This is a genomic window from Arenibacter amylolyticus, assembly GCF_002150785.1.
GTDB lineage: Bacteria > Bacteroidota > Bacteroidia > Flavobacteriales > Flavobacteriaceae > Arenibacter > Arenibacter amylolyticus.
Window position 1 is genome coordinate 21,530 of the sequence record NZ_MTAZ01000026.1, and the last position, 20,807, is coordinate 42,336.

Sequence of the window (20,807 nt, forward strand, 5' to 3'; positions counted from 1 at the left end):
CCAACATGATAAAAATATTAAAATATAGTTTTTACGATTTAATGCGAAGCCGTTGGAGCTACGTATATTTCCTTTTTTACCTCCTATTAGGTTTTGTTTTGTTGTTTCTTAACAACGAGCTATCCAAGGCCGTAATAACCTTAATGAACGTTATAATTGTGCTGGTACCCTTAATTGGGACAATTTTTGGGGTGATGTACTTTTATAATTCCAAGGAGTTTACGGAGTTGTTATTGGCCCAACCCATTAAACGATCCTCCATATTTTTTGGACAATATCTTGGTGTAGCCGGTTCCCTTACCATGAGCTTGGTTTTGGGATTGGGGATCCCCTTTGCACTATATGGGCTTTTTGAAAGTAATGCCATTTGGGATTTCTCCCTATTGCTTATTACAGGCGCATTTTTAACCATGATCTTTTCGGGCTTGGCCTTTAATATTGCCCTGTCTAACGAGAATAAGATAAAAGGATTTGGGTACGCGGTATTGTCATGGTTGTTTTTGGCAGTGATCTACGATGGACTTTTCCTAATGTCCTTGATTGTTTTTGAACAATATCCCTTGGATAACTTTTCCTTGATGGCAACGATGTTTAACCCCATAGACCTATCCAGGACGCTTATTCTCTTAAAATTGGACATTTCTGCCCTTTTGGGATATACAGGAGCCATCTTTAAGCAATTTTTCGGTACTAATCTGGGGGTGGTAATATCGCTGATTATGCTAAGCTTATGGACCTTGATTCCGGTTTGGCGCTTGGGATATAAATCCAAGAGAAAAGATTTTTAAGTGTCGTTATTGTGCTTTTATAGATATCTTTAATTAATAATTGAGGCAATTTCCTATCACAATTGATTTCCATTAAAGCACATATCAACGGGTCCCTAGGCTATTTTTTATTGGCCGCCTTATTGGGGGTGCTGTTGCGTACCTATGTTGTTTCCCCAATACCCATCCCTATCAATTACCGGTATATTGTACATACACATTCCCATATCGCTTTGCTGGGATGGGTTTATATTGGATTAACTTCCCTTTTATTCCATATCTATCTAAGCAACCGGAATCTGGATAGGAGGTATAAAAGGATTTTCTGGTTCACCCAATTGTCTTTGGTGGGGATGCTGTTAAGTTTTCCTTTTCAGGGATACGCGCTGTTTTCCATTATTTTCTCGACGCTGTTTTTAGTGGCCTCCTATTGGTTTACCGGATTTTTTATTAAAAATGTGCCTTCATATATTAAAAAGACCCATTCCTATCGCTGCATTGTTGTAGCCCTGTGGTTTATGGTTGGCTCCAGTGTAGGCCCCTGGGCTTTAGGCCCTATTATGACCCTATTGGGACCCGAATCCATTTGGTATAAATTGGCCATCTATTTCTATCTGCATTTTCAATATAATGGATGGATGATTTTAGCCCTGATCGGTTTATGCCTCTATATTTTGGAAAAACACGGAATTACTATGACCCAAAAGACATTTAAGGCATTTTTATGGACGGTGGTTAGTGGGATGGTGTTGAGCGTTTTTCTTTCTGCCCTCTGGATAGAACCAAGTTGGATTCTATATTTTATGGGAGGTGCAGGGGCTATTTTGCAACTGCTGGCTTTGTGGCTATTGATTCAATTTTGTTATTCGAATAGAAGTACCCTTTATTCAATATTCACCAAAAGTCAATTTAGGGTGTTATTGGTAATAACCCTTCTCTTGGGAGTTAAAATGATATTACAATTGCTAAGTACCTTGCCTTATTTTGCAAACTTGGCAGCCACCATCCTAGACTTTACTATAGGCTATTTACACTGGACGTTTCTGGGAGTAATCAGTATGGGGCTATTTTTTGTGTTGGAGTATTTTAGGTTGATTAAACTCACCAAGTTATCTTTTGCCATTTACCTGATGGGCTTTGTCTTTACGGAGACCCTCATCTTTTACAAGGGAGTGGTAGCATGGATGAGATGGCCCTTATGGGATGGATATTTAACTTATTTGGCGGTGGGAAGTGGTTTAATTCCCCTAGCGATACTGCTAATGTTGTGGCAATCTAACAAGTACAAGAAAAAGCCTATTGTTAAGCAGATCTAAGGGGAGGGGTAGTCCTTTTAAACCCTACTTCTATGCTGATAAATGTGTAAAAACAGCATGGTAGACATTTTGCGGGCCCTATTTTTAGCCACCCAAGCCAGTTCTCCTTCAAAAAGCTCATCTATGGTCTCAAACCATTCGTTTAACCAAAGTCCAAAATGTTCCTGCGTTATGCTATGGTTCATTTTGTCATCTACCTTTTGATGAGCTACAATGGGGTTGCCCATATATTTTCGCTTCAGTAATAGGTGGCCCTCCCAAAAATCGGTGAGCAATTCCAAGTGACTGTCCCAATCCGTAATAATACTATTAAAAATAGGACCTAGGGTTTCATGTCGTCTAATTTTATTGTAAAAGCTGACTACTAGTAGGTTAACATCTTTCCTTTCTTTAATCTCTCTTTTTGTTGTCATGCGTTGTGTTGTTGTATTCTCTTGTCTGCTTCAAATATACAGGGGATCTTCCGAGTGAGGAAATTGTAAACCTAATCCCATTAAATCCATGCCCTTTATTCTAGTCCTGCAAATGCTCACTTACCCTTTTTATTACAAGTTTGTCTAGTGCAGCGTTTAGTGGAATTTGGCATGCTAACCGACTTGCCTTGGTGGAGTCTTCCAATTTGGAAAGTGTGTGCTTTTCCTCTTCTCCCATAGGTTCATGGAGGGTTCCTTTTAATACTTTAATATGGCAGGTGCCGCACCAAGCCCTTCCTTTACAATCGCCCCACTCCTCCATATACTTATCAAATAACAACTCCATGAGGCTGTGATATTCATGGGTTGTGAAATTGGCGGTACATTGGTCTCCAAATTCGTCAAAATAGGTTAGGGAGTACATAGAGGGAGTTGTTTTATGATGGGGCAAAGGTCTTGTATTTCTATAAGGCCACCTAAATAATATTTAAGGCAATGGTGACAATGCTAAATAGTACGCTAATGATTAGTAGGTTAAAGGTTGTTTTCGCTTTTAAATGAGCCAAAACAGCTGCGTTGTAAGCCATACAGAGAATGGTAACCATTAAAACGATGAAAAACCTTATGGCGATGGGCATTTCGTTTTTAAGGGCTAGCATTACTGCAACCGATCCCAGGCAACTTTGACCAATGATGGCGATGGTTGAATATCCTGTTTGCCCCTTTTTAAATTCGGTAAGTAATTCGTTGTAAATTTTCATAAGATTCATATTAGTTGTTTTCTATTTCCAAAAAACATCCGAGGTATTCTCGGTAAACTTGGTGTCTGGGTGTAGCTTAGCAATAGTATCCAATTGGGATGTGGTTGCTATTTGTTGAATTTCGTTGAAAAGGATTCGCTCCTCAAACCTGATATGTGCCTGTAGTTCCTCCTCAATAAGTAGAATGGTTCTCTTTAGATCTACGGAAGTGTTGAAGAGTCGCTCTAACCTTCTGTGCTGGGAAATTGCCTTTTTTACCAGCTCGTGCTCATTGCCCAATATGGGGAAAATGTATTCTTCCTCCGCTTCAAAATGAGGCATTAGATGGGTGGAGAAGAACCAGTTTAAATAGGTTTTTATCCGCTCCACGGAAACACCTTTGGAAAAGCCTGTTCTTATTTTCCAAGACAGCAATAATCCTTGGTGGTGTTCCCTGCTTAAAGGCTGCATTGCCTTATGTCTTTTAATAGGTTTTGCTTTTTCCATGTGATGTTTTTTAGATGTGGACTAGGTTCTTTAGGTTGTTTGACTCTACTTCCAGTTTATTGGGGTTCTTCTAAAATGTGCTGTAACACTACTGCTTGGTTATGTACTGTATCCTTGGCACCGTATAGAAGGGTAAGGGGAGCCTTTTCTGCTTTTTCTCGCAATTCCCTCAGTACATCCTCCTTTCCCTTAAGTTCGCTTCTGTATTTTTCGGAAAATTCCTCAAACTTATCAGGGTCGTGGTTAAACCATTTCCTCAGGGAGTCCGAGGGTGCTAGGGGACGTATCCAATCATCCAATTGTGCGTCTTTCTTACTAACTCCTCTGGGCCAGATCCGATCTACTAGAATACGTTGCCCATCGTTCTCCGATGGCGCATCGTAAATTCGTTTTATTCGTATTTTTTTCATTTCGTTTTAATCCCTTGTATCTCTGGGTTGGGGGAAATAACATTCGCTTTCGGGTGGCTACACCTTAGTACAAACTTTAACCAGACAGACATAGAAGCAAGTACCTTGTGGTAATCATTAAGTAGGGGGAGCTAACTATGGACTGTTGCGGCACGGTCTTAGAACTTAACGGATTGTCGTCCAATAATTTTCTGACCGTGCCACATACCATCAATGTGCTAGACTAAATAGAATGTTATTAGATACAATTTAATCATTTAATTCCTTTTCTAAGATTTCAGCTTTGGGAAAAAGCAGGTTATTCTCCAAATGGATATGTTGGTGCAAGTCTTCTTCAAACTCCTGAAGCAGTGAAAAAGTCACCCTATAGGTGTTGCATGCGTCGGCCGGCGGCGTATAGTTGTCACTTAATTTTTCTATCACCCTAAACCTCTCTCCTTCGTTTTCGTGTTCTTGCATCATCATTTGAATGGGGTTTTTAATAGTGCCAACAGGTATTGGATCTAGCGCAGTCCCGGTTTGCTTTGCTCGTACCATTTTACGGATTGCGGGGAATACTATTAGCTCCTCTTTTTTCATATGCTTGGTCAATTCCCCTGCACTGGTATTAAAATGTTGGGTTATCTCCAATAATTCTGGATGGCGTTCTCCATGCACCCTACAAAGTTTGGATAAATATTGCTTTAAAATGGGGATTTGCGTTTCCACATATCTGTGGTGTTTTTTCTCAATATAATCGGCAAGAAGGTCTAGGGGCCAGGCAGTAAAATCTATTTGGTCCCCATGGGTCTGTTGTTGTACCGATTGTAATTCCTTTAAGAGAAGATTGGCGTCCAGCTTGTTTTTCTCGGCCACCTCCAATACACTTCTGTTTCCCTTGCAACAGAAATCTATTTTATGGCTTTTAAATACCTGAGCCGTCTTATAATTGTCGGCTACTATTTCTCCAATGGGTTTGCTCATTAAATTCTCCATATTATATATAGTTAAAGTTTATTTCAGATGTTGTAGTCATTATGGCAACTGCTTTAAAGTCTTGTAATACACTCAGGTGGTACTCCACAAAAGCAGGGACCAATAGCGTATCACCCTTTTTCAAAAAATGTTTTTCATGTGGGGTGTTTAGGAGTACTTCTCCTTCCTGTACTACTATCACTGCCTCCTTGGTGTTGTGGTGGGCAGGCATATCCATCCCGGCCAAGGCATTTATTTGCATTATTTTTAAAGACTTACCCACCGTTTTATGGGTGAATTCAGGGATGTTCAATACTTCCATGGCATTTGGTTTTAACGTTAGTTCCCCAATTTTTTAATTCGTGCTTTGTCCACAACGTTGGGAAAAATTTACGCTGTTGATATTTTGGGTGTAGATACTTTTTCCATTCCGATCCTCCCGTGGCAGCTTTGTTTTCGCCTTTGCTATTTAGATAATGCTCTGCCGTATGCAGGTGAACCAACGGCCATTCCACATTATATAGGTGATCAAATCTTCGGAGTTTATGTTTTAGTGGGTCCGGTAAGTGGGGGAGGGCTTTAATTTTATTCTCCAAAGTATTACCCCTAAGGGTAAGTGCCGTATCTGTGAGTTTTTGGAGGTATTTTTCCTCAAACAATTGTAATGTCAATGATTTTTCACCTGTTTTTCGATCTATTCCTGCATCTTTCCAATAAATATGATCGAAACATTCCATAAAGTCAGCCTTTGTAGAAAGTTGGTTGGTATAGGATTTACTTTCCAAATTTAATAGGGAGGTACAATGGAGTTCTATCAGCCTAAACTGTGCGCATTGAAACCCGCTTGCTGGGGTAAGGGTATATCTAAAGGTATTGTAGTCCTCGTAGTCCATCCCAGTTCTCATAATGTCAAAAGAATTTATTAAGAGGGAGGTATATTTTATGAGTCGGTCTAATTTAATTTCCAGATAATTAGCGCTAGGCTCTTTTTCCAATACTATTTGTTCCAGCTCATGAAGCATCATTTTTAAAAAAAGTTCCGTTACCTGATGGTACATGATAAATACGGATTCGTCCTTAAAATGGGTCCTTGGCTTTTGAAGGGAAAGTAGGGTGTCTACCTCTATATAGTCCCAATAAGTAATGGGTTTGGCATGTAATAATCCTTTTAAATAGGTTTCAGGGTCTTCTCCCAACTCCCTATACTTTTCTACTATTTTATTTAGGGTACTGTCCATAGCTAACTACTAAATTCGATTTGCTGATTTAAATACTTGTAAGGAGTCAATTCATCTTCTTTATATGGATATTAATACCTTTTTGTCCTTTATTATTTATTGCCAATGTAGCAATCAACATTATATCTTTAATAATTTATCGTTTCAACAAGGTTAACCCTATATCCAGTCCGGAGGCTAACTCATAAACAGTGGTGTTTTGTAGCATTTGGGTAAGGTTTTCTCGGATCACAACAAATTTTTCATGCACCGGACAGGGGTGATTGGCATCGCATTGTTTTAATCCCAATCCGCAACCGTGAAAGATTTGATCGCCATCTATGGCGTGCACAATTTCGTATAGTGTAATGGTATCCATTTTGGTCCTATCCATCTCAAAACCTCCGGTTGGACCCTTGTGTGAATCTACCATACCGCTTCTGGCCAAGGACTGTAATATCTTAGCGGTAAAAGCTATGGGACTATCTATTTCCGAAGCAATTTCCTTAAGGCTTACACGCTGCTGGTGCAAGGATTTTTGAGCAATAAATAGAGTTGCCTTTATACCGTATTCACACGCTTTGGAAAACATACTGAAGAATTTAAGATTGGTACAAATATAGATGAAAATTCTATTTCGGACAAAAATATCCTAATTAAATTATTTCATTTTTTTAGAGTGCTTAATATATAAGTAAGATCAGAAAATATAAGCGGTAGGGAGGAGGGATTAATCTAAGGATGGAAGAGGGTTGGTAGGTAGATAAACATACTAAAGATGAAAGATAGCATCTACTTACATATTATTTATAGAATAACGGGTTTAGGTTTAACTTGCAATCGATATTAATCTAGTTTAATCACTTCATTAAAACAAAAGAGGCTGCCCTATTAGGACAGCCTCTTTTTTATAAATAAATGGGATGCTTAAAACTTGTATCTCACAAAAGCTTCCATAGCGGCATAATGCGCTAATCCCAATTCGTCATACTTCGTGGCAGTTTCACTGTTTCTATCCTCTGCTCGTTGCCAGAATTCTCTGGAATCCGAACCTTGGAAAACAACGCCATCTTTTTGAGACTGGTGTTTAAAGATACCGTATCGCTTCGCAAGAACCTGACTTGGGCTCATTGGTACCGCCATTTCTATATCCTCAATATCCCACTCTTGCCATGCACCTCTGTACAACCAAACCCAACAGTCGTCCATAAAGGATTCTGGTTTTAATCGTTTTAGAGACTCAAAGATAATGTCTAAACAAACCTTGTGGGTTCCGTGTGGATCTGCTAAATCTCCAGCTGCATAGATTTGATGTGGCTGAATCTCCCTAATTAAATCCATGGTGATTTTAATATCGTCTTCTCCCCATGGGTTTTTCTCAATCGTTCCCGTTTCATAGAAGGGAAGGTTGTTAAAGTGAATACGCTCATCGGGAAGACCAACGTAATGACAGGTTGCCTTGGCCTCACTTCTACGGATCATCCCTTTGATCTCCCTTACCTCTGGGATATCTATTTCACTGGTCTTTTTGTTTTGAATAAACTTGTTCGCTTTTTCGTAAATATCTTGGGACTTGTTGTCCTCTAGACCGAAAGTACGATTGTAATCTACCACAAAATTGGAGAACCTTAAGGCTTCATCATCGGCTACCGCAATATTACCAGAGGTTTGGTAGGCTACGTGTACCTCATGCCCTTGGTCGTGTAATCTCATAAAGGTTCCTCCCATACTGATGATATCGTCATCGGGGTGGGGACTGAATATAAGCACACGTTTTTTAGCTGGATTGGCGCGTTCTGGCCTGTTAGTGTCGTCTGCATTTGGTTTACCGCCTGGCCAACCTGTAATGGTATGCTGTAATTTATTAAAGATTCGGATATTGATATCGTATGCATCCCCTACCTCTGTTAATAGGTCGCTCATTCCGTTTTCAATATAATCTGCCTCGGTCAACATAAGCACTGGTTTCCCTAGTTTAGTAGCTAAACCAACCACTGCCTTTTTAATCAACTTGGCATCCCAATTTACTTTCTCAACAATCCAAGGAGAATTTACCCTAGTTAGTAGAGAAGAAGCTCCCTTGTCTGTAACAAAGACGCTATTGGGGTGATCTTGTAGGTAGGAGGCAGGTACCTGCTTGGTAATGGGGCCTTCCACCGCCTTATTAATAATATTTGCTTTTCCTTCTCCCCAAGCCAATAGAACCACTTTCTTGGCCTGCATAATCTGCTTAATACCAATGGTGATCGCAGTCTTTGGCGTATTGTACAAGCCTTGGAAATCCTTGCTTGCAGCAACTCTGGTAATATGATCTAAAGTTACCAAACGGGTTTTGGAGTTGGGTAAGGATCCCGATTCGTTAAAACCGATATGTCCATTCCCACCAATCCCTAAGATCTGGTAGTCTATACCTCCCAAAGCATCAATCTTGGCCTCAAATTCCTTACAGTAATCGGCGATATCTTCCTTGGAAAGGGTTCCGTCTGGGATATGACAGTTTGCTGGGTCAATATCCACTTGGTCAAACAAAAGAGTTTTCATAAAACGCACATAACTCTGTATGGCGTCTGGCTCCATCGGATAGTATTCGTCCAGGTTAAAAGTAATAACATTCTTAAAGCTTAAGTTCTCTTCCTTGTGCAAGCGCACCAACTCCGCATATAATCTTTTCGGTGAAGAACCCGTAGCAAGTCCAAGAACGCACATTTCGTTGGCATCCTGCTTTTCCCTGATCAGTGCTGCAATATCTGCGGCTACTGCCTTGGAGGCAATTTCTGAGGATTCAAAGATTACCGTGTTTACATTTTCAAACCGTTTCTCAAAACTGGTTGCCTTGTCGATTTTACTCTTAATCATTTATAATACGATTTTTTATTCGTTATTGTTTAATCTATAAAAGTACGGTAAACAATTGAAATGCTTAAATTATGACGCCTGTTTTTGACCAAAACAGTAGATAAATAAGGAATTAGCATTATTTGGTTAGGGTTCTAACTAATTTTGCACTTTATACACCTTAAAATTACTCTAATTAGCCTGTAAAATACCCTGGTTGTACCTGGGGTAGAACTATATTTTTAGATCAATAGTCGCATTCCATGATCAGCAGCGATATCTTGGTCACTCAGTTAGGTTATCTATTGGGTATACTTCAATAATTAGCACCTAAGAAGGCGATGGCGAATCAATTTTTAAAGGAAGAATTGCTTTAAAAGCGACTTTTTTTATCCGTTATTTTTGACTTATCTTGGCACTGTCTACTCAAAAGTAATGAACATAGGGGAGTAAAATCCGCCTATTTTAATGGATTTATGGAATTAACATTGGAGCAAACTTGGAGATGGTACGGGCCTAAGGATCCTGTTTCCTTAATGGATATTAAACAAGCGGGAGCTACTGGAGTGGTAAGCGCCCTTCATCATATTCCCAATGGGGAAGTGTGGGCTAGGGAAGAGATTCTGGCCAGAAAGGATATGATTGAAAAGGCGGGACTACGTTGGTCCGTGGTAGAAAGTGTCCCCGTACACGAGGATATAAAGACACAACGGGGCGATTATATGCAATATGTAGAGCACTACCAGACCACCATTGCCAACTTAGCGAGTTGCGGTATAGATACCATTTGCTATAACTTTATGCCGGTGTTGGATTGGACAAGGACCGATCTGGATTATGAGCTAGAAGATGGCTCCACTGCCTTGCGATTTGAAAAAATGGCCTTTGCTGCCTTCGAGCTTTTTCTATTGCAACGGCCAGGGGCAGAAGCAGCGTATTCTGAGACGGAGCAGAAGGCCGCAAAAACTTATTTAGATAGCCTTACGGATGCGGATAAAAAGACCCTGGTCCAGAATATCATAGCGGGACTCCCTGGCGCGGAAGAAGGATATACCCTAAAGGAGTTCAATCAAATATTAGCTACTTATAAGGCTATTGGTCCCAAAGAATTAAAACAGCATTTAATTGAATTTCTGCAGCACATAATCCCTGTTGCCGAAGAAAAAGGGGTGCGGATGTGTATACATCCAGACGATCCTCCGTATCCTATTCTGGGATTACCTAGGGTAGTGAGTACAGAACAAGATGTTGTGGAACTGTTTAAGGCGGTAGATAGCCCCAGTAACGGACTCACCTTTTGCACCGGGTCTTTTGGAGTACGGGAAGACAATGACTTGGTGGGGATGGTAGAACGCTTGGGAGATCGCATACATTTTATGCACCTAAGGAGTACCGAACGGGATGCGGATGGCAATTTTCATGAAGCCGACCACCTAAGAGGGGATGTGGATATGTTTGGAGTGCTAAAAGCCCTAATTGCCGAACAACAAAAACGCAAAGCCGCCGGAAGAAAGGATATACGAATGCCATTTCGCCCAGATCACGGACATAAGATGTTAGACGATCTTAGAAAAGAAACCAACCCGGGGTATTCGGCCATAGGCCGACTAAGGGGACTGGCAGAGCTCCGTGGGCTGGAAATGGGGATTAGACGGTCTGCCGCCCCTAATTAAAAAGGCGGTACCAAGCATGGAAATTGGCAGGGCAGCTACGGGAGTCTATAGGGGCCTTACCTCTTTAATGAGGCCCATAGTGTTCCTTACGGTCTCTTCCAATCCCTTATAATCCTTTTGTTCTAGTACGGTTTTACTAATTAAATGGGAGCCCATGCCCACGCAAGTGGCCCCTGCTTGGAACCAGGCCTTAAGGTTAGACGCTTCCAAGGTAACACCACCGGTGGGCATTACACTTGTCCAAGGTTGTGGTCCCTTAATGGCCTTTATAAAATCGGGTCCGAAATTGGCTCCAGGAAAGAGTTTTATAATTTCACAGCCCATTTCTTCTGCTTTGTTTATTTCCGCCAAGGACCCACAGCCGGGACTCCATAATACTTTTCTACGGTTACAAGCAATAGCGATATCTTCCCTTAAGGAAGGGGTAACAATAAAATTGGCTCCCATTTGCATATAAAGGGAGGCGGCAGCGGCATCCGTTATAGAGCCTACGCCCATGGCCAATCCTGGAAGTTCTTGAATGACAAATTTGTTGAGTTCTGCAAAAACCTCATGGGCAAAATCGCCCCTCGCCGTAAATTCAATCAATCTGGCACCTCCCTTATAACAGGCTTTTAGCACCTCTTTGCCTAAGGCAATATCAGGGTGGTAAAATAAGGGGACAAGTCCCGTTTCGTTCATTAAGGAGGCAATTTCTATTCTGGAAAATTGTGACATGCTGGTTATATTAGGTAGTTATCGGCTTACTATTCCGGAGGTGTTCCCCCCGGCCAATGTTGTAATTTCTTCTAGGCTTGCCAAATTAAAGTCGCCCGAAATTGTATGCTTTAAGCAACAGGCGGCAGTGGCAAATTCAATGGCTAGTTGTTTTTCCTGTGGATTTTTTATCAAACTATAAATCAATCCGCCCATAAAGGCATCGCCACTTCCTACTCGGTCTATTACCGGGTTTACCTCATTGGTTGCTGCTCTATAGATGGTTTTCCCATCATAAAGGAGTCCGCCAATTTTTTGATGAGAGGCGCTAATGGAGTAGCGTAGGGTGGTAGCCGCCCATTTTAGGTTGGGAAAGCTTGTAAATAGTTGGTCGTAGAGCTTCGGTAAAGAGGAGGTGTCTTTATAGTTGGGTTGTTTTTTTTCTTGTCCCGTCATAAAAAAGGCGGTGTCCAAGTCGCCAAGGATAACATGACTGTATTGTAAAAGTTGAGGCATTATATCCTTGGGTTCCTTCCCGTATTTCCACAGTTTAGATCGGTAATTTAAATCAGTAGAAATGGTAAGTCCCATTTTATGGGCCACCTGTACGGCTTCCAAGCAAACGGCTGCAGCATTACTGGAGATAGCAGGAGTTACTCCGCTCCAATGAAACCACTGGGCATCGCCAAATACGGCCTTCCAGTCTATATGCTCCTTTTCAATTTGGGAAATGGCACTATGTTCCCTATCGTAGATCACCTTGCTGCCACGGGAACCTGCTCCAGTTTCCAAGAAATAAAGCCCTAATCGGTCGCCACCAAAGGCAATATGGTCTGTTCCTACCCTGTGTTTTCTAATTTCCTGTAGGGCAGTATCCCCAAGTTCGTTTTGGGGCAAGCGAGTAACGAATTGGGTCGCCAACCCAAAATTGGCCAAGGAAACGGCCACATTAAATTCGCCCCCACCATAGTTGGCGTGAAAATTGGTCGACTGTGAAAATCGTAAATGTCTTTCTGTGGATAAGCGTAGGAGTATTTCCCCAAAGGTGACTACTTTCTTCATTGCAAATTAGTATAAGTCATAAAAATACTAAGGTAAACCCTTATATTAAAAGAAACCTAGACTTTTATTTATTACAACAAATTAGGTGGTAAATGTAAAAGAACTGAAGGTGATTCAGTGGAATTATAAATGCATTGCCCCGTGAAAAAGTCATCAGGACTACATATACCTCTTAATTTAATAGATGCTATTCATCGGATTACAACCGGCCAGTTAATGCCAAATCCCATACCTTTTATTTAATGGGAATTCTATTTTTAGATGACCTCCAATGGTAACGCTTCGCTTCTTACTACAGCCGTTCTTCGGAAGCATTAAAGTGGTATCTTTATTACAAGAAAAGTATGGGGCCAGGAGAGGAGGTAAAACTCCACATTATATAGTTGGGGTAGTGATATAATGGCCTTTCAGCCCCCAGGCACCATAATATCGGTGATTGTGGAGAGATGTTTGAAAATTTGAGGTGTAGCCCTCATATTGGAAATCGCATAGTTCTAGCTATATATGGTATAGACTGGGGCAAGCACTAAAGTCGTGCAAAGTCGAATCCTTGTTCGCAGGGGTCTAAAAACTGAAAAATGAATTTGCGGAAAGAAATCCACCGTCTGTGTGGTACATAATTCAAAAACCTGTATTTTGTCGTGCATAAGCGAATTATCTAAATTTTATTGCCACCAATTAATATGATTACAACCAAACAGCTAATGAGAGTCACTATAAATAATTTGATGTTACCTATGGCTTTTGTATTCTTTTCCTGCTCTAATGGGAAAGGTCAGAACAAAGACCATAAGCATACCAATGACCTAATTCATGAAACAAGTCCTTACCTTTTACAACACGCCCATAATCCGGTAAACTGGAAACCTTGGAGTCCCGCTGCTTTGGAGGAGGCAGAAAAGGAAGATAAATTGGTATTGGTGAGTGTGGGGTACTCCTCCTGTCATTGGTGTCATGTAATGGAAGAGGAAACTTTTGCAGATGAAGAGGTAGCCAAAATAATGAACGAAAATTTTATCAATATAAAGGTAGATAGGGAAGAGCGTCCCGATGTAGACCATGTATATATGACTGCCCTGCAATTGATGAAAGGCAACGGAGGGTGGCCATTAAATGTAATTACCCTTCCCAATGGGAAGCCTATTTATGGCGGAACATACCATACCAAAGAGCAGTGGAGTAAGGTGCTTACTGAAATCAGTAAATTGTACAAAGAAGATCCGGAGAAAGCCAATGAGTATGCCAATATGGTAGCCAAGGGTATTCAGGAGGTGAATCTAATATCGCCTAGTTCGGACTTGGGGGTGTTAACCCAGGATGTGTTAAAGGAGGGCGTAACGAATTGGAAGCCTAATTGGGACCAACGATGGGGCGGCAATAAAGGGAATCAGAAATTTATGACCCCTGTAAACTTAGATTTCCTTTTGGATTATTCCGTTTTGGCCGAAGATCCCGATGCGGAGGCTTTTGTAGAGCTTACTTTGGATAAGATGGCAATGGGCGGCGTGTATGATCAATTGGCAGGAGGATTTTATAGGTATAGCACCGATTCTAAATGGAAAATTCCCCATTTTGAGAAAATGCTGTATGATAATGCCCAATTGTTGAGCCTTTATTCCAAAGGCTACAAGGTGTTCAAGGATCCCTTGTTTAAAAATACGGTTCAGGAAACCATTGCTTTTTTAGACCGTGAGATGAAGAGTCCGGAAGGAGGGTATTATGCCGCAATTGATGCCGATAGTGAGGGTGAAGAAGGGAAGTTCTATATATGGACGGAAGAGGAGTTAAAAGCTGTATTAGGGGATGAATTTCCTTTGTTTGCCGCATATTATGATATAAAACCTTCCAATATTTGGGAAAAGAACGCCTATGTACTATCCCGCACCCTGCACGATGATGAGTTTTTGCAAGAGCATCCGTTAAGTCAAAAGCAGCTAGAGCAACATCGGGAAGAGTGGAAGGAGAAATTGCTTGAGGCCAGGAATAAGAGGCCTCGTCCTCGTATAGACGATAAGATTATAATATCTTGGAATGCATTGTTGATCAATGGTTTAGTAGATGCCTATAATACGTTTGGGGAAGCTTCATATTTAGAAAAAGCCGAAGAGGTATTCCGCTTTCTTAAGGAAAAAGGCCTTAAAGGAGATCATTTAATACACTCTTATAAGGAAGGCAGTAAGGTAGATCATGGATTTCTGGAAGATTATGCCTTTTTGGCCAATGCCTCGCTAAAGTTATATAGCACTACTATGTCTGAAGAATACTTGAAAATTGCGCAGAAACTGACGCAGATTGCCCAAGATAAGTTTAATGACGAAGCTTCGGGGATGTATAGTTATAAGGACGATGAGGAACTTATTTCTAAAATAATAAAGACAGACGACGGGGTATTGCCCTCGCCCAATTCTGTAATGGCAGAAAACTTGATGCTCCTTGGTCATATTGAATATAACAAAGAGGCCACCAATAAGGCGAAGTCCATGCTGTCTTCTATGGTACCTGCAATAGAAACAAATCCTTACAGCTATTCCAAATGGAATTCGCTGCTGCTAAAATCGGTTTATCCCTTTTTTGAGATTGCCGTGGTAGGGGATCAGGCATCCGAGTTAGTGGCCAATTTGCAACGGGAAAATCTTCCCAATACCCTTATTGTAGGAAGTGACAAAGAAAGTGAAGCTCCTTTGTTTAAAGATCGCTATGATGGTGATGGTACCTATATATATGTATGCCAAGACCATACCTGCAAACTTCCAGTGACTACCAAGGAGGAAGCTTTGGAGCAGATGAGGAATTTTTGATGCTGTTATTTTATGTGCTTCAATAAATGTGTCAATTTAATTTTCTTGGGCCTTGTCCGGTAATGAAGTATTAATAACACCAAAGGAATACAGGGAGTTGTACGATTCACTGTATATCCCTTTGTGTTTGTTTGCACATAAATATTTGGAGAATATTGAGGATTCCCAAGATGTAGTGCAAGATGTCTTCCTTAAAATTTGGCAGAAAGAACTATTGGTAAAGGATAAAGCGTCGGCAAAACCATACCTTTATTCCGCTGTTAGGAACAAGTGCTTGGACTTTCTAAAGAGTTCCTATTCACAAAAAAGGGAGAAACATATCAGCGTGGATCATAAGCAGCTAGAAGAAGAAAGCTTTTTCGCAAGGGAGTTTGTGCTCGTAGAGACCTCCGAGATCATCGAAAGAGCATTGAATTCCTTGCCCACGAAGCATAAAAATGTCATACGTTTTGGGATGCGAGGTATGACGAATCAACAGATAGCAGACCGTCTAAATCTTTCTGTGAATACCATAAAATCACAAAAAAAAGTAGCTTATCGTCAACTCAGGTTACTTTTAGAAAAGGACTTACTTCTTATAATTTTGATGTATCTAGTATGAATATCTCAATTTTGTAACTTTTTTTTCACCCACTTCATATTTTTTATCGTCTTATAGTAAGAGGGAGCAATATTCGCTTTCTCGATTTATCAATAAATGCATGCCTGGATTAAAGAAGTTTTTAGGGTTGTCAAAAAGGTTGGCTACTTATATTTTAAAAGGAGAAGATCAAAAAGGTATTGATCTAAAATCGGAATTCAATCAAGAGGATGAAGCCTATATCCTCCATAATCTAACCGATCCCGATAAAATACGCGAGCGCAGGGAATTGCGGAAAGTATTTGAACAGCAAAAGGAGTTGCGCTATCGGAGGATTACTGGGGAGAAGAATACATTGAGGGTTCGCTTACGCCCAGTATTAAAACTGGCAGCTGTATTCCTAGGGGTGATAGGGCTGGCATATTTCATTTATACTAATTCTACTCAGAATAATAGTAAAAACTCAAACATTGAAGTAAATGGAATAACGCTGCGCTTAGAGGATGGTAGTAGCGTAAATGTCAATTCATTGGACAGTATGGAGACCTTATATGGAAATGGAGAGGTAGCTGTGAAGCTGCAAAACGGGAGATTAATATATGATGATAAGGCCGGTATAGAGGAACTAATATACAATGAGCTAATTATTCCTAAGGGAGAGCGCTACGGAGTTCGATTATCCGATGGAACAAGGGTAACCTTAAATGCCGGTAGTTCCTTGAAATACCCTGTTAATTTTATCAAGGGGCGTACTCGCGAAGTCTATTTGGACGGTGAAGCATTTTTTCAGGTTACCAAGGATTCGATCCACCCGTTTTCGGTTGTTTCCAATGGAATAGCGGTGAAGGTTTTGGGAACTAAGTTCAATTTCTCCTCTTATCCCGAAAATTCGGAGATATCGGCAGTCTTAACAGAAGGTTCCATACAACTGTATAAGGTTGAAGAACCTGTAAAAAGCTCTTTGCTGAAACCAGGTCAAATGGCTTCCTGGAATCGCAAAGAGGAAAATATTACTATTTCGGAGGTGGATGTTAGCCTCTATACCGGTTGGATGGATGGGGAATTGATTTTTAAGAGTACCTCATTTAAAACTATTTTGGAGAGATTGGAAAGGAGTTATAATGTGGAAATCATAAATAACGATCATACACTGAATGCGGAAATTTTCACGGCTTCCTTTCATATTGATATCGAGGGCGTTACCGATGTTTTGGATTACCTCAAATTGGAGCGACCCTTTACCTATTCCATCGATGATAATAAAATAATTATAAACCCTTAAAAATGATATGATTATGATTTTAGAATGAAAATTTATGTCAACGGGCGATATCTAGGAAAAAAACGACCATTCCTTGCCCCAAAAAAGTAATTGAATATAGATTCTAAACTGATTAAATAACTGAACTAAAATATGAAAAAGAAGAATCCTAAAGGGCTGCTACCCAGAAGCCTTTTTAACGTTGATCTAAGAATACACCTTACTGCTGTATTATTGTTATTTGCCATTTTTTCTACGCAAGCCAACAACTATATAACAACTACTAAAATATCCCTGCATTTCGAGAATGCCAGTTTAAAGGAGGTCCTAGAGAAAATTGAAGCGGATACTGAGTTTAGATTTTTGTTTCGGGACAAAAATATTGATCTGAATAGAAAGGTAACTATTCAGATTCAAAATAAAAGCATCGAAGTTGTATTGAATGAATTATTCAAGAATTCTAAAACTACCTATGCTGTGTATAATAACAGACAGGTGCGATTAATGCCCAAAGAGAAAATTATATCCAACAGTGACGATTCTGTAGATCGTGAGACCGTACAGAAAGAAATTTCCGGTAGTGTAAAGGATTCTGATGGAATCCCGATTCCGGGGGTAAGTGTTGTAATTAAAGGAACCAATAGGGGAGTTGCGACCGATTTTGACGGTATGTTTACAATAGCGGCTGATGCTAATGATGTATTGGTTTTTTCTTCCATTGGTTATGCCAATTATGAGGTTTTGGTAGGTGATCAAAACAACCTTGAAGTGGTTATGAAGGTGGAGGCATCTTCCTTGGACGAAGTTGTAGTAGTTGGGTACGGTACCCAAAGAAAATCGGATTTAACTGGTGCTGTGGGTGTACTTAGTAATGAAGATCTGCTACAGGCTCCAGTAAACAATTCACTTCAAGGACTACAAGGAAAAGTTGCCGGGGTTAATGTGTTTCTAAATTCAGGATCCCCATCCGGAGCACCGAAAATAGTAATAAGAGGTGTTGGTACCATCAACTCTTCCTCAACTCCGCTCTATGTTGTAGATGGGGTTGCCATGGAGGATATCCAATACTTAAACCCAAATGACATTGAACGTATGGAAGTGTTGAAGGATGCTTCTTCAGCAGCTATTTATGGAGCCCGTGGTGCCAATGGAGTGGTGTTGATTACAACTAAACGAGGTACGCAAACCGGCAGAATGACGATTGGGTATGATGGTTTTGTCAGTGTTGGAAGGATGCAAAACAAGATGGATTTGTTAAATGCTGAAGAGTGGTTGGATGTGGTTAGAATAGGTATGGAAAATACGCCTAAATATAGGCCAGATGGTCCGGTGCCTGTTTTTACCACCAATGACCCAAGGCTTTTTGATTCTTCCGGGAATCCTCTGTATGACACCGATTGGCAGGAGGAAGCTACAAGAACGGCTATTTCCAATAACCATCAACTAAGTATTCAGAGCGGTGATGAGAAATCTTCAATAGGAGCCTTCCTTAATTATTCCCATATGGAAGGAATAATGTTGAACAATGACGTGGATAGAATAAGTGGAAAGATCGCCTATGATATAAACCCAAAAGATTGGTTGTCCCTAGGTATCAATCTAATGGTGAATAACGTTAAGGAAAAAGAATTCGAAGAAGGGGGTGGCGGACAAGTTCCCAGAAGAACGATGATAGAAATGCCTCCTATATTCCCAGTGAAATTTCCTGACGGTACTTACAGTAATAGTTTTGATATTGAAGATGCCTATAACCTGGAGGCTATGGCCAACCCAGTACATGTATTGGAAACTCAGGATAGACTTTGGGAAAGGAATCAAATCTTTGGAAATGCTTTCGCTAAATTCAATATCTTGCCTGGACTGGAATTTAGAACACAATTCGGGTTTGATAAGCGTGTGAACAATAAGCAAGAATATTCACCCCGTGATTTGGTGAATATTTCAGCTCCCAATGGTTTTGCAAGAATTTACAATGCTAAAAGTACCTACTGGCAGCAAGAAAACTACTTGACCTACCAAAAGGAGGTCGATAATCATAGATTCAATGGTATGCTAGGGTTGAGTTGGCAAGAGAATGTATTCGAGTCTTCCGATATTCAGGCCCGTGGATTTAGTGATGATTTCTTTAAATACAACAACATTGGTTCCGCCAGTAATCCAAGTGCCCCGGTTTCCAGCTATAGTAAGTGGGCATTAAACTCTTATTTCTTGAGGGCTGGTTACACGCTAAAGGATAAATATATGGTCACCTTAACAGGAAGGGTTGACGGATCCTCTAGATTCGGGGCCAATAACAAATATGGATTCTTCCCTTCAGCCGGGTTGGGTTGGATGTTGTCCGAAGAAGATTTTTTAAACGAAAGTGAAAAAATCAATCGACTTAAGCTAAGGGCTAGTTACGGAATTACCGGTAACACGGAAATTCCTGCCTACAGCTCCTTGGCTACTGTTTCCTCTGGTACGGTTTTACTCAATGGAACAAGGGTAGCAGCAAGTTCGGTTAATAGATTATCGAATCCCGATTTAGAATGGGAAAAAACAAGTCAATTGGATATTGGTTTGGACCTCGGGGCTTTTAATAATAGGATTAGGTTTGAGTTCGATTATTATTACAAGGAAACAACCGATCTGCTGCTGGATAGACCAGTTCCGTATGCCACCGGGTTTGTTTCGGTTAGGGATAACATTGGAGCAGTTTCCAATAAAGGAGTGGAGGCCATGTTGGTGACGCAGAATATCGCTACTCCTGATCTGAATTGGGAAACTTCCTTCAATATCAATTATAATAAAAACGTAATTGAACGTTTGGGGGAAAATGACGAGGATATCTTACCGGGACCACATTGGGTCTCGGGTAGCCAGACCATCTTGAGGGTTGGGGAATCCTTGAGTTCTTTTTGGGGGTATGAGCGCTTAGGAACCTGGGGTATCGATGAAGCAGCAGAGGCTGCCTTGGTGGGTGCCGTGCCAGGAGAGGCAAAACGCTCTAAAGAGAAAAAGATACTGGGCAAGGGTTTGCCCGATTTTACAGGTAGCTTCTCAAATACCGTAAACTATAGGAATTTTGATTTTACAGCCGACATACAATTCGTAGGCGGGGTGGATATTATGCAGCAGTTTTACCACTCTACAGAAGACCGGTCTGGTATTGCAAATGGACTGGCGACTATTTTATACGATGGGTGGACCGAGCAAAATCAGAATACGATGGTCCAGGAGATACGAAATCAGGCATATGCTGGTCAAAATAGCCATGTAGATAGTCACTGGATTGCGAACGGATCTTATATAAGAGGCAACCTCTTTTCATTGGGGTATAGCTTTTCCGAATCGGCATTGGAGTCTATGGGCTTAAATAGGTTGAGGGTGTATGCAAGTTTGGAAAATGCTTTTGTAATTCACTCTAAGGATTTCCAAGGATATGATCCTGAGGCGACTTCTTGGGGAGGTAATCAGTGGGGGCAGAATATTTTTTTCTTCCAATACCCAAAACCAAGAACTTTTACTCTAGGATGTAGTCTTAAGTTTTAATTGAAAAACAATACTGTCCTAAACGATTTCAGGAAGTTCTAAAACTA

General features: G+C 40.6%; 19 protein-coding genes. 7 read left to right on the top strand and 12 right to left on the bottom strand.

Annotated elements, in window-relative coordinates; translation table 11 throughout:
• Positions 1-5 precede the first annotated feature (5 nt).
• Positions 6-788 (top strand): ABC transporter permease, encoded by a 783-nt coding sequence (locus BV214_RS11070; RefSeq protein ID WP_086477573.1) that lies wholly within the window; start codon positions 6-8, stop codon positions 786-788.
• A 62-nt stretch (positions 789-850) separates the two neighbouring features.
• Positions 851-2,083, top strand: coding sequence for a hypothetical protein (locus BV214_RS11075; protein WP_086477574.1), 1,233 nt, complete (start codon positions 851-853; stop codon positions 2,081-2,083).
• Between the two features lie 17 nt (positions 2,084-2,100).
• Here the strand turns inward: BV214_RS11075 and BV214_RS11080 are convergent, their stop codons facing one another.
• The 10 genes from BV214_RS11080 to nagB all read right to left on the bottom strand — a co-directional run bounded on the left by BV214_RS11080 (position 2,101) and on the right by nagB (position 9,180).
• Positions 2,101-2,496 carry a group III truncated hemoglobin gene (locus tag BV214_RS11080; RefSeq protein ID WP_086477575.1) on the bottom strand — a complete coding sequence of 132 codons (396 nt, stop codon included), beginning with the start codon at positions 2,494-2,496 and terminating at the stop codon, positions 2,101-2,103.
• A 100-nt stretch (positions 2,497-2,596) separates the two neighbouring features.
• Complete coding sequence (locus BV214_RS11085; protein WP_086477576.1) at positions 2,597-2,920, bottom strand: 2Fe-2S iron-sulfur cluster-binding protein; 324 nt, start codon at positions 2,918-2,920, stop codon at positions 2,597-2,599.
• Positions 2,921-2,972: 52 nt separating this feature from the next.
• The gene (locus tag BV214_RS11090) at positions 2,973-3,257 is read right to left on the bottom strand and encodes a hypothetical protein (RefSeq protein ID WP_086477577.1); all 285 of its coding nucleotides are present in this window, start codon (positions 3,255-3,257) and stop codon (positions 2,973-2,975) included.
• A 21-nt stretch (positions 3,258-3,278) separates the two neighbouring features.
• Positions 3,279-3,743: a hemerythrin domain-containing protein gene (locus BV214_RS11095; RefSeq protein WP_086477578.1), complete on the bottom strand. Its 465-nt coding sequence runs from the start codon at positions 3,741-3,743 to the stop codon at positions 3,279-3,281.
• Between the two features lie 56 nt (positions 3,744-3,799).
• Complete coding sequence (locus BV214_RS11100; RefSeq protein WP_086477579.1) at positions 3,800-4,153, bottom strand: DUF488 domain-containing protein; 354 nt, start codon at positions 4,151-4,153, stop codon at positions 3,800-3,802.
• Positions 4,154-4,402: 249 nt separating this feature from the next.
• Positions 4,403-5,128, bottom strand: a complete 726-nt coding sequence (ric, locus tag BV214_RS11105; RefSeq protein WP_086477580.1) for an iron-sulfur cluster repair di-iron protein — start codon at positions 5,126-5,128, stop codon at positions 4,403-4,405.
• A gap of 1 nt (position 5,129) precedes the next feature.
• Entirely contained in the window at positions 5,130-5,429 is a 300-nt protein-coding gene (locus BV214_RS11110; RefSeq protein ID WP_086477581.1) for a cupin domain-containing protein, read from the bottom strand.
• Positions 5,407-6,345: a tryptophan 2,3-dioxygenase family protein gene (locus BV214_RS11115; RefSeq protein WP_086477582.1), complete on the bottom strand. Its 939-nt coding sequence runs from the start codon at positions 6,343-6,345 to the stop codon at positions 5,407-5,409. The genes BV214_RS11110 and BV214_RS11115 overlap by 23 nt, the downstream gene beginning before the upstream one ends.
• 136 nt (positions 6,346-6,481) lie before the next feature.
• The gene (locus BV214_RS11120) at positions 6,482-6,916 is read right to left on the bottom strand and encodes an RrF2 family transcriptional regulator (protein WP_086477583.1); all 435 of its coding nucleotides are present in this window, start codon (positions 6,914-6,916) and stop codon (positions 6,482-6,484) included.
• Positions 6,917-7,251: 335 nt separating this feature from the next.
• Positions 7,252-9,180 (bottom strand): glucosamine-6-phosphate deaminase, encoded by a 1,929-nt coding sequence (gene nagB / locus BV214_RS11125; RefSeq protein WP_086477584.1) that lies wholly within the window; start codon positions 9,178-9,180, stop codon positions 7,252-7,254.
• A gap of 467 nt (positions 9,181-9,647) precedes the next feature.
• Between nagB and uxuA the strand changes: the two genes are divergently transcribed.
• A complete protein-coding gene (uxuA, locus tag BV214_RS11130; RefSeq protein ID WP_217868710.1) occupies positions 9,648-10,832 on the top strand; it encodes a mannonate dehydratase in 1,185 nt (394 codons plus the stop codon).
• A gap of 45 nt (positions 10,833-10,877) precedes the next feature.
• On the opposite strand, the gene BV214_RS11135 is transcribed toward uxuA, so the two are convergent.
• Positions 10,878-11,549: a bifunctional 4-hydroxy-2-oxoglutarate aldolase/2-dehydro-3-deoxy-phosphogluconate aldolase gene (locus BV214_RS11135; RefSeq protein WP_086477586.1), complete on the bottom strand. Its 672-nt coding sequence runs from the start codon at positions 11,547-11,549 to the stop codon at positions 10,878-10,880.
• An 18-nt stretch (positions 11,550-11,567) separates the two neighbouring features.
• Entirely contained in the window at positions 11,568-12,590 is a 1,023-nt protein-coding gene (locus BV214_RS11140; protein WP_086477587.1) for a sugar kinase, read from the bottom strand.
• Between the two features lie 737 nt (positions 12,591-13,327).
• On the opposite strand from BV214_RS11140, the gene BV214_RS11145 reads away from it, so the two are divergent.
• The 4 genes from BV214_RS11145 (at position 13,328) to BV214_RS11160 (ending at position 20,760) form a co-directional block, all read left to right on the top strand.
• Positions 13,328-15,388, top strand: a complete 2,061-nt coding sequence (locus BV214_RS11145; RefSeq protein WP_245806780.1) for a thioredoxin domain-containing protein — start codon at positions 13,328-13,330, stop codon at positions 15,386-15,388.
• 52 nt (positions 15,389-15,440) lie between these two features.
• A complete protein-coding gene (locus tag BV214_RS11150) occupies positions 15,441-15,989 on the top strand; it encodes an RNA polymerase sigma-70 factor (protein WP_086477588.1) in 549 nt (182 codons plus the stop codon).
• Between the two features lie 100 nt (positions 15,990-16,089).
• Positions 16,090-17,250, top strand: coding sequence for a FecR family protein (locus BV214_RS11155; RefSeq protein WP_086477589.1), 1,161 nt, complete (start codon positions 16,090-16,092; stop codon positions 17,248-17,250).
• A gap of 132 nt (positions 17,251-17,382) precedes the next feature.
• Positions 17,383-20,760 (top strand): TonB-dependent receptor, encoded by a 3,378-nt coding sequence (locus tag BV214_RS11160; RefSeq protein WP_086477590.1) that lies wholly within the window; start codon positions 17,383-17,385, stop codon positions 20,758-20,760.
• The last annotated feature ends 47 nt before the right edge of the window (positions 20,761-20,807 follow it).

Bases quoted from the DNA above. Each gene is read 5' to 3' on its own strand.
- BV214_RS11140 (WP_086477587.1), bottom strand. From the start codon at position 12,590: ATGAAGAAAGTAGTCACCTTTGGGGAAATACTCCTACGCTTATCCACA.
- BV214_RS11110 (WP_086477581.1), bottom strand. From the start codon at position 5,429: ATGGAAGTATTGAACATCCCTGAATTCACCCATAAAACGGTGGGTAAG.
- BV214_RS11100 (WP_086477579.1), bottom strand. From the start codon at position 4,153: ATGAAAAAAATACGAATAAAACGAATTTACGATGCGCCATCGGAGAAC.
- BV214_RS11145 (WP_245806780.1), top strand. From the start codon at position 13,328: ATGGCTTTTGTATTCTTTTCCTGCTCTAATGGGAAAGGTCAGAACAAA.
- BV214_RS11120 (WP_086477583.1), bottom strand. From the start codon at position 6,916: ATGTTTTCCAAAGCGTGTGAATACGGTATAAAGGCAACTCTATTTATT.
- BV214_RS11085 (WP_086477576.1), bottom strand. From the start codon at position 2,920: ATGTACTCCCTAACCTATTTTGACGAATTTGGAGACCAATGTACCGCC.
- BV214_RS11160 (WP_086477590.1), top strand. From the start codon at position 17,383: ATGAAAAAGAAGAATCCTAAAGGGCTGCTACCCAGAAGCCTTTTTAAC.
- BV214_RS11080 (WP_086477575.1), bottom strand. From the start codon at position 2,496: ATGACAACAAAAAGAGAGATTAAAGAAAGGAAAGATGTTAACCTACTA.
- BV214_RS11155 (WP_086477589.1), top strand. From the start codon at position 16,090: ATGCCTGGATTAAAGAAGTTTTTAGGGTTGTCAAAAAGGTTGGCTACT.
- BV214_RS11095 (WP_086477578.1), bottom strand. From the start codon at position 3,743: ATGGAAAAAGCAAAACCTATTAAAAGACATAAGGCAATGCAGCCTTTA.
- BV214_RS11115 (WP_086477582.1), bottom strand. From the start codon at position 6,345: ATGGACAGTACCCTAAATAAAATAGTAGAAAAGTATAGGGAGTTGGGA.
- BV214_RS11135 (WP_086477586.1), bottom strand. From the start codon at position 11,549: ATGTCACAATTTTCCAGAATAGAAATTGCCTCCTTAATGAACGAAACG.
- ric (WP_086477580.1), bottom strand. From the start codon at position 5,128: ATGGAGAATTTAATGAGCAAACCCATTGGAGAAATAGTAGCCGACAAT.
- nagB (WP_086477584.1), bottom strand. From the start codon at position 9,180: ATGATTAAGAGTAAAATCGACAAGGCAACCAGTTTTGAGAAACGGTTT.
- BV214_RS11070 (WP_086477573.1), top strand. From the start codon at position 6: ATGATAAAAATATTAAAATATAGTTTTTACGATTTAATGCGAAGCCGT.
- BV214_RS11090 (WP_086477577.1), bottom strand. From the start codon at position 3,257: ATGAAAATTTACAACGAATTACTTACCGAATTTAAAAAGGGGCAAACA.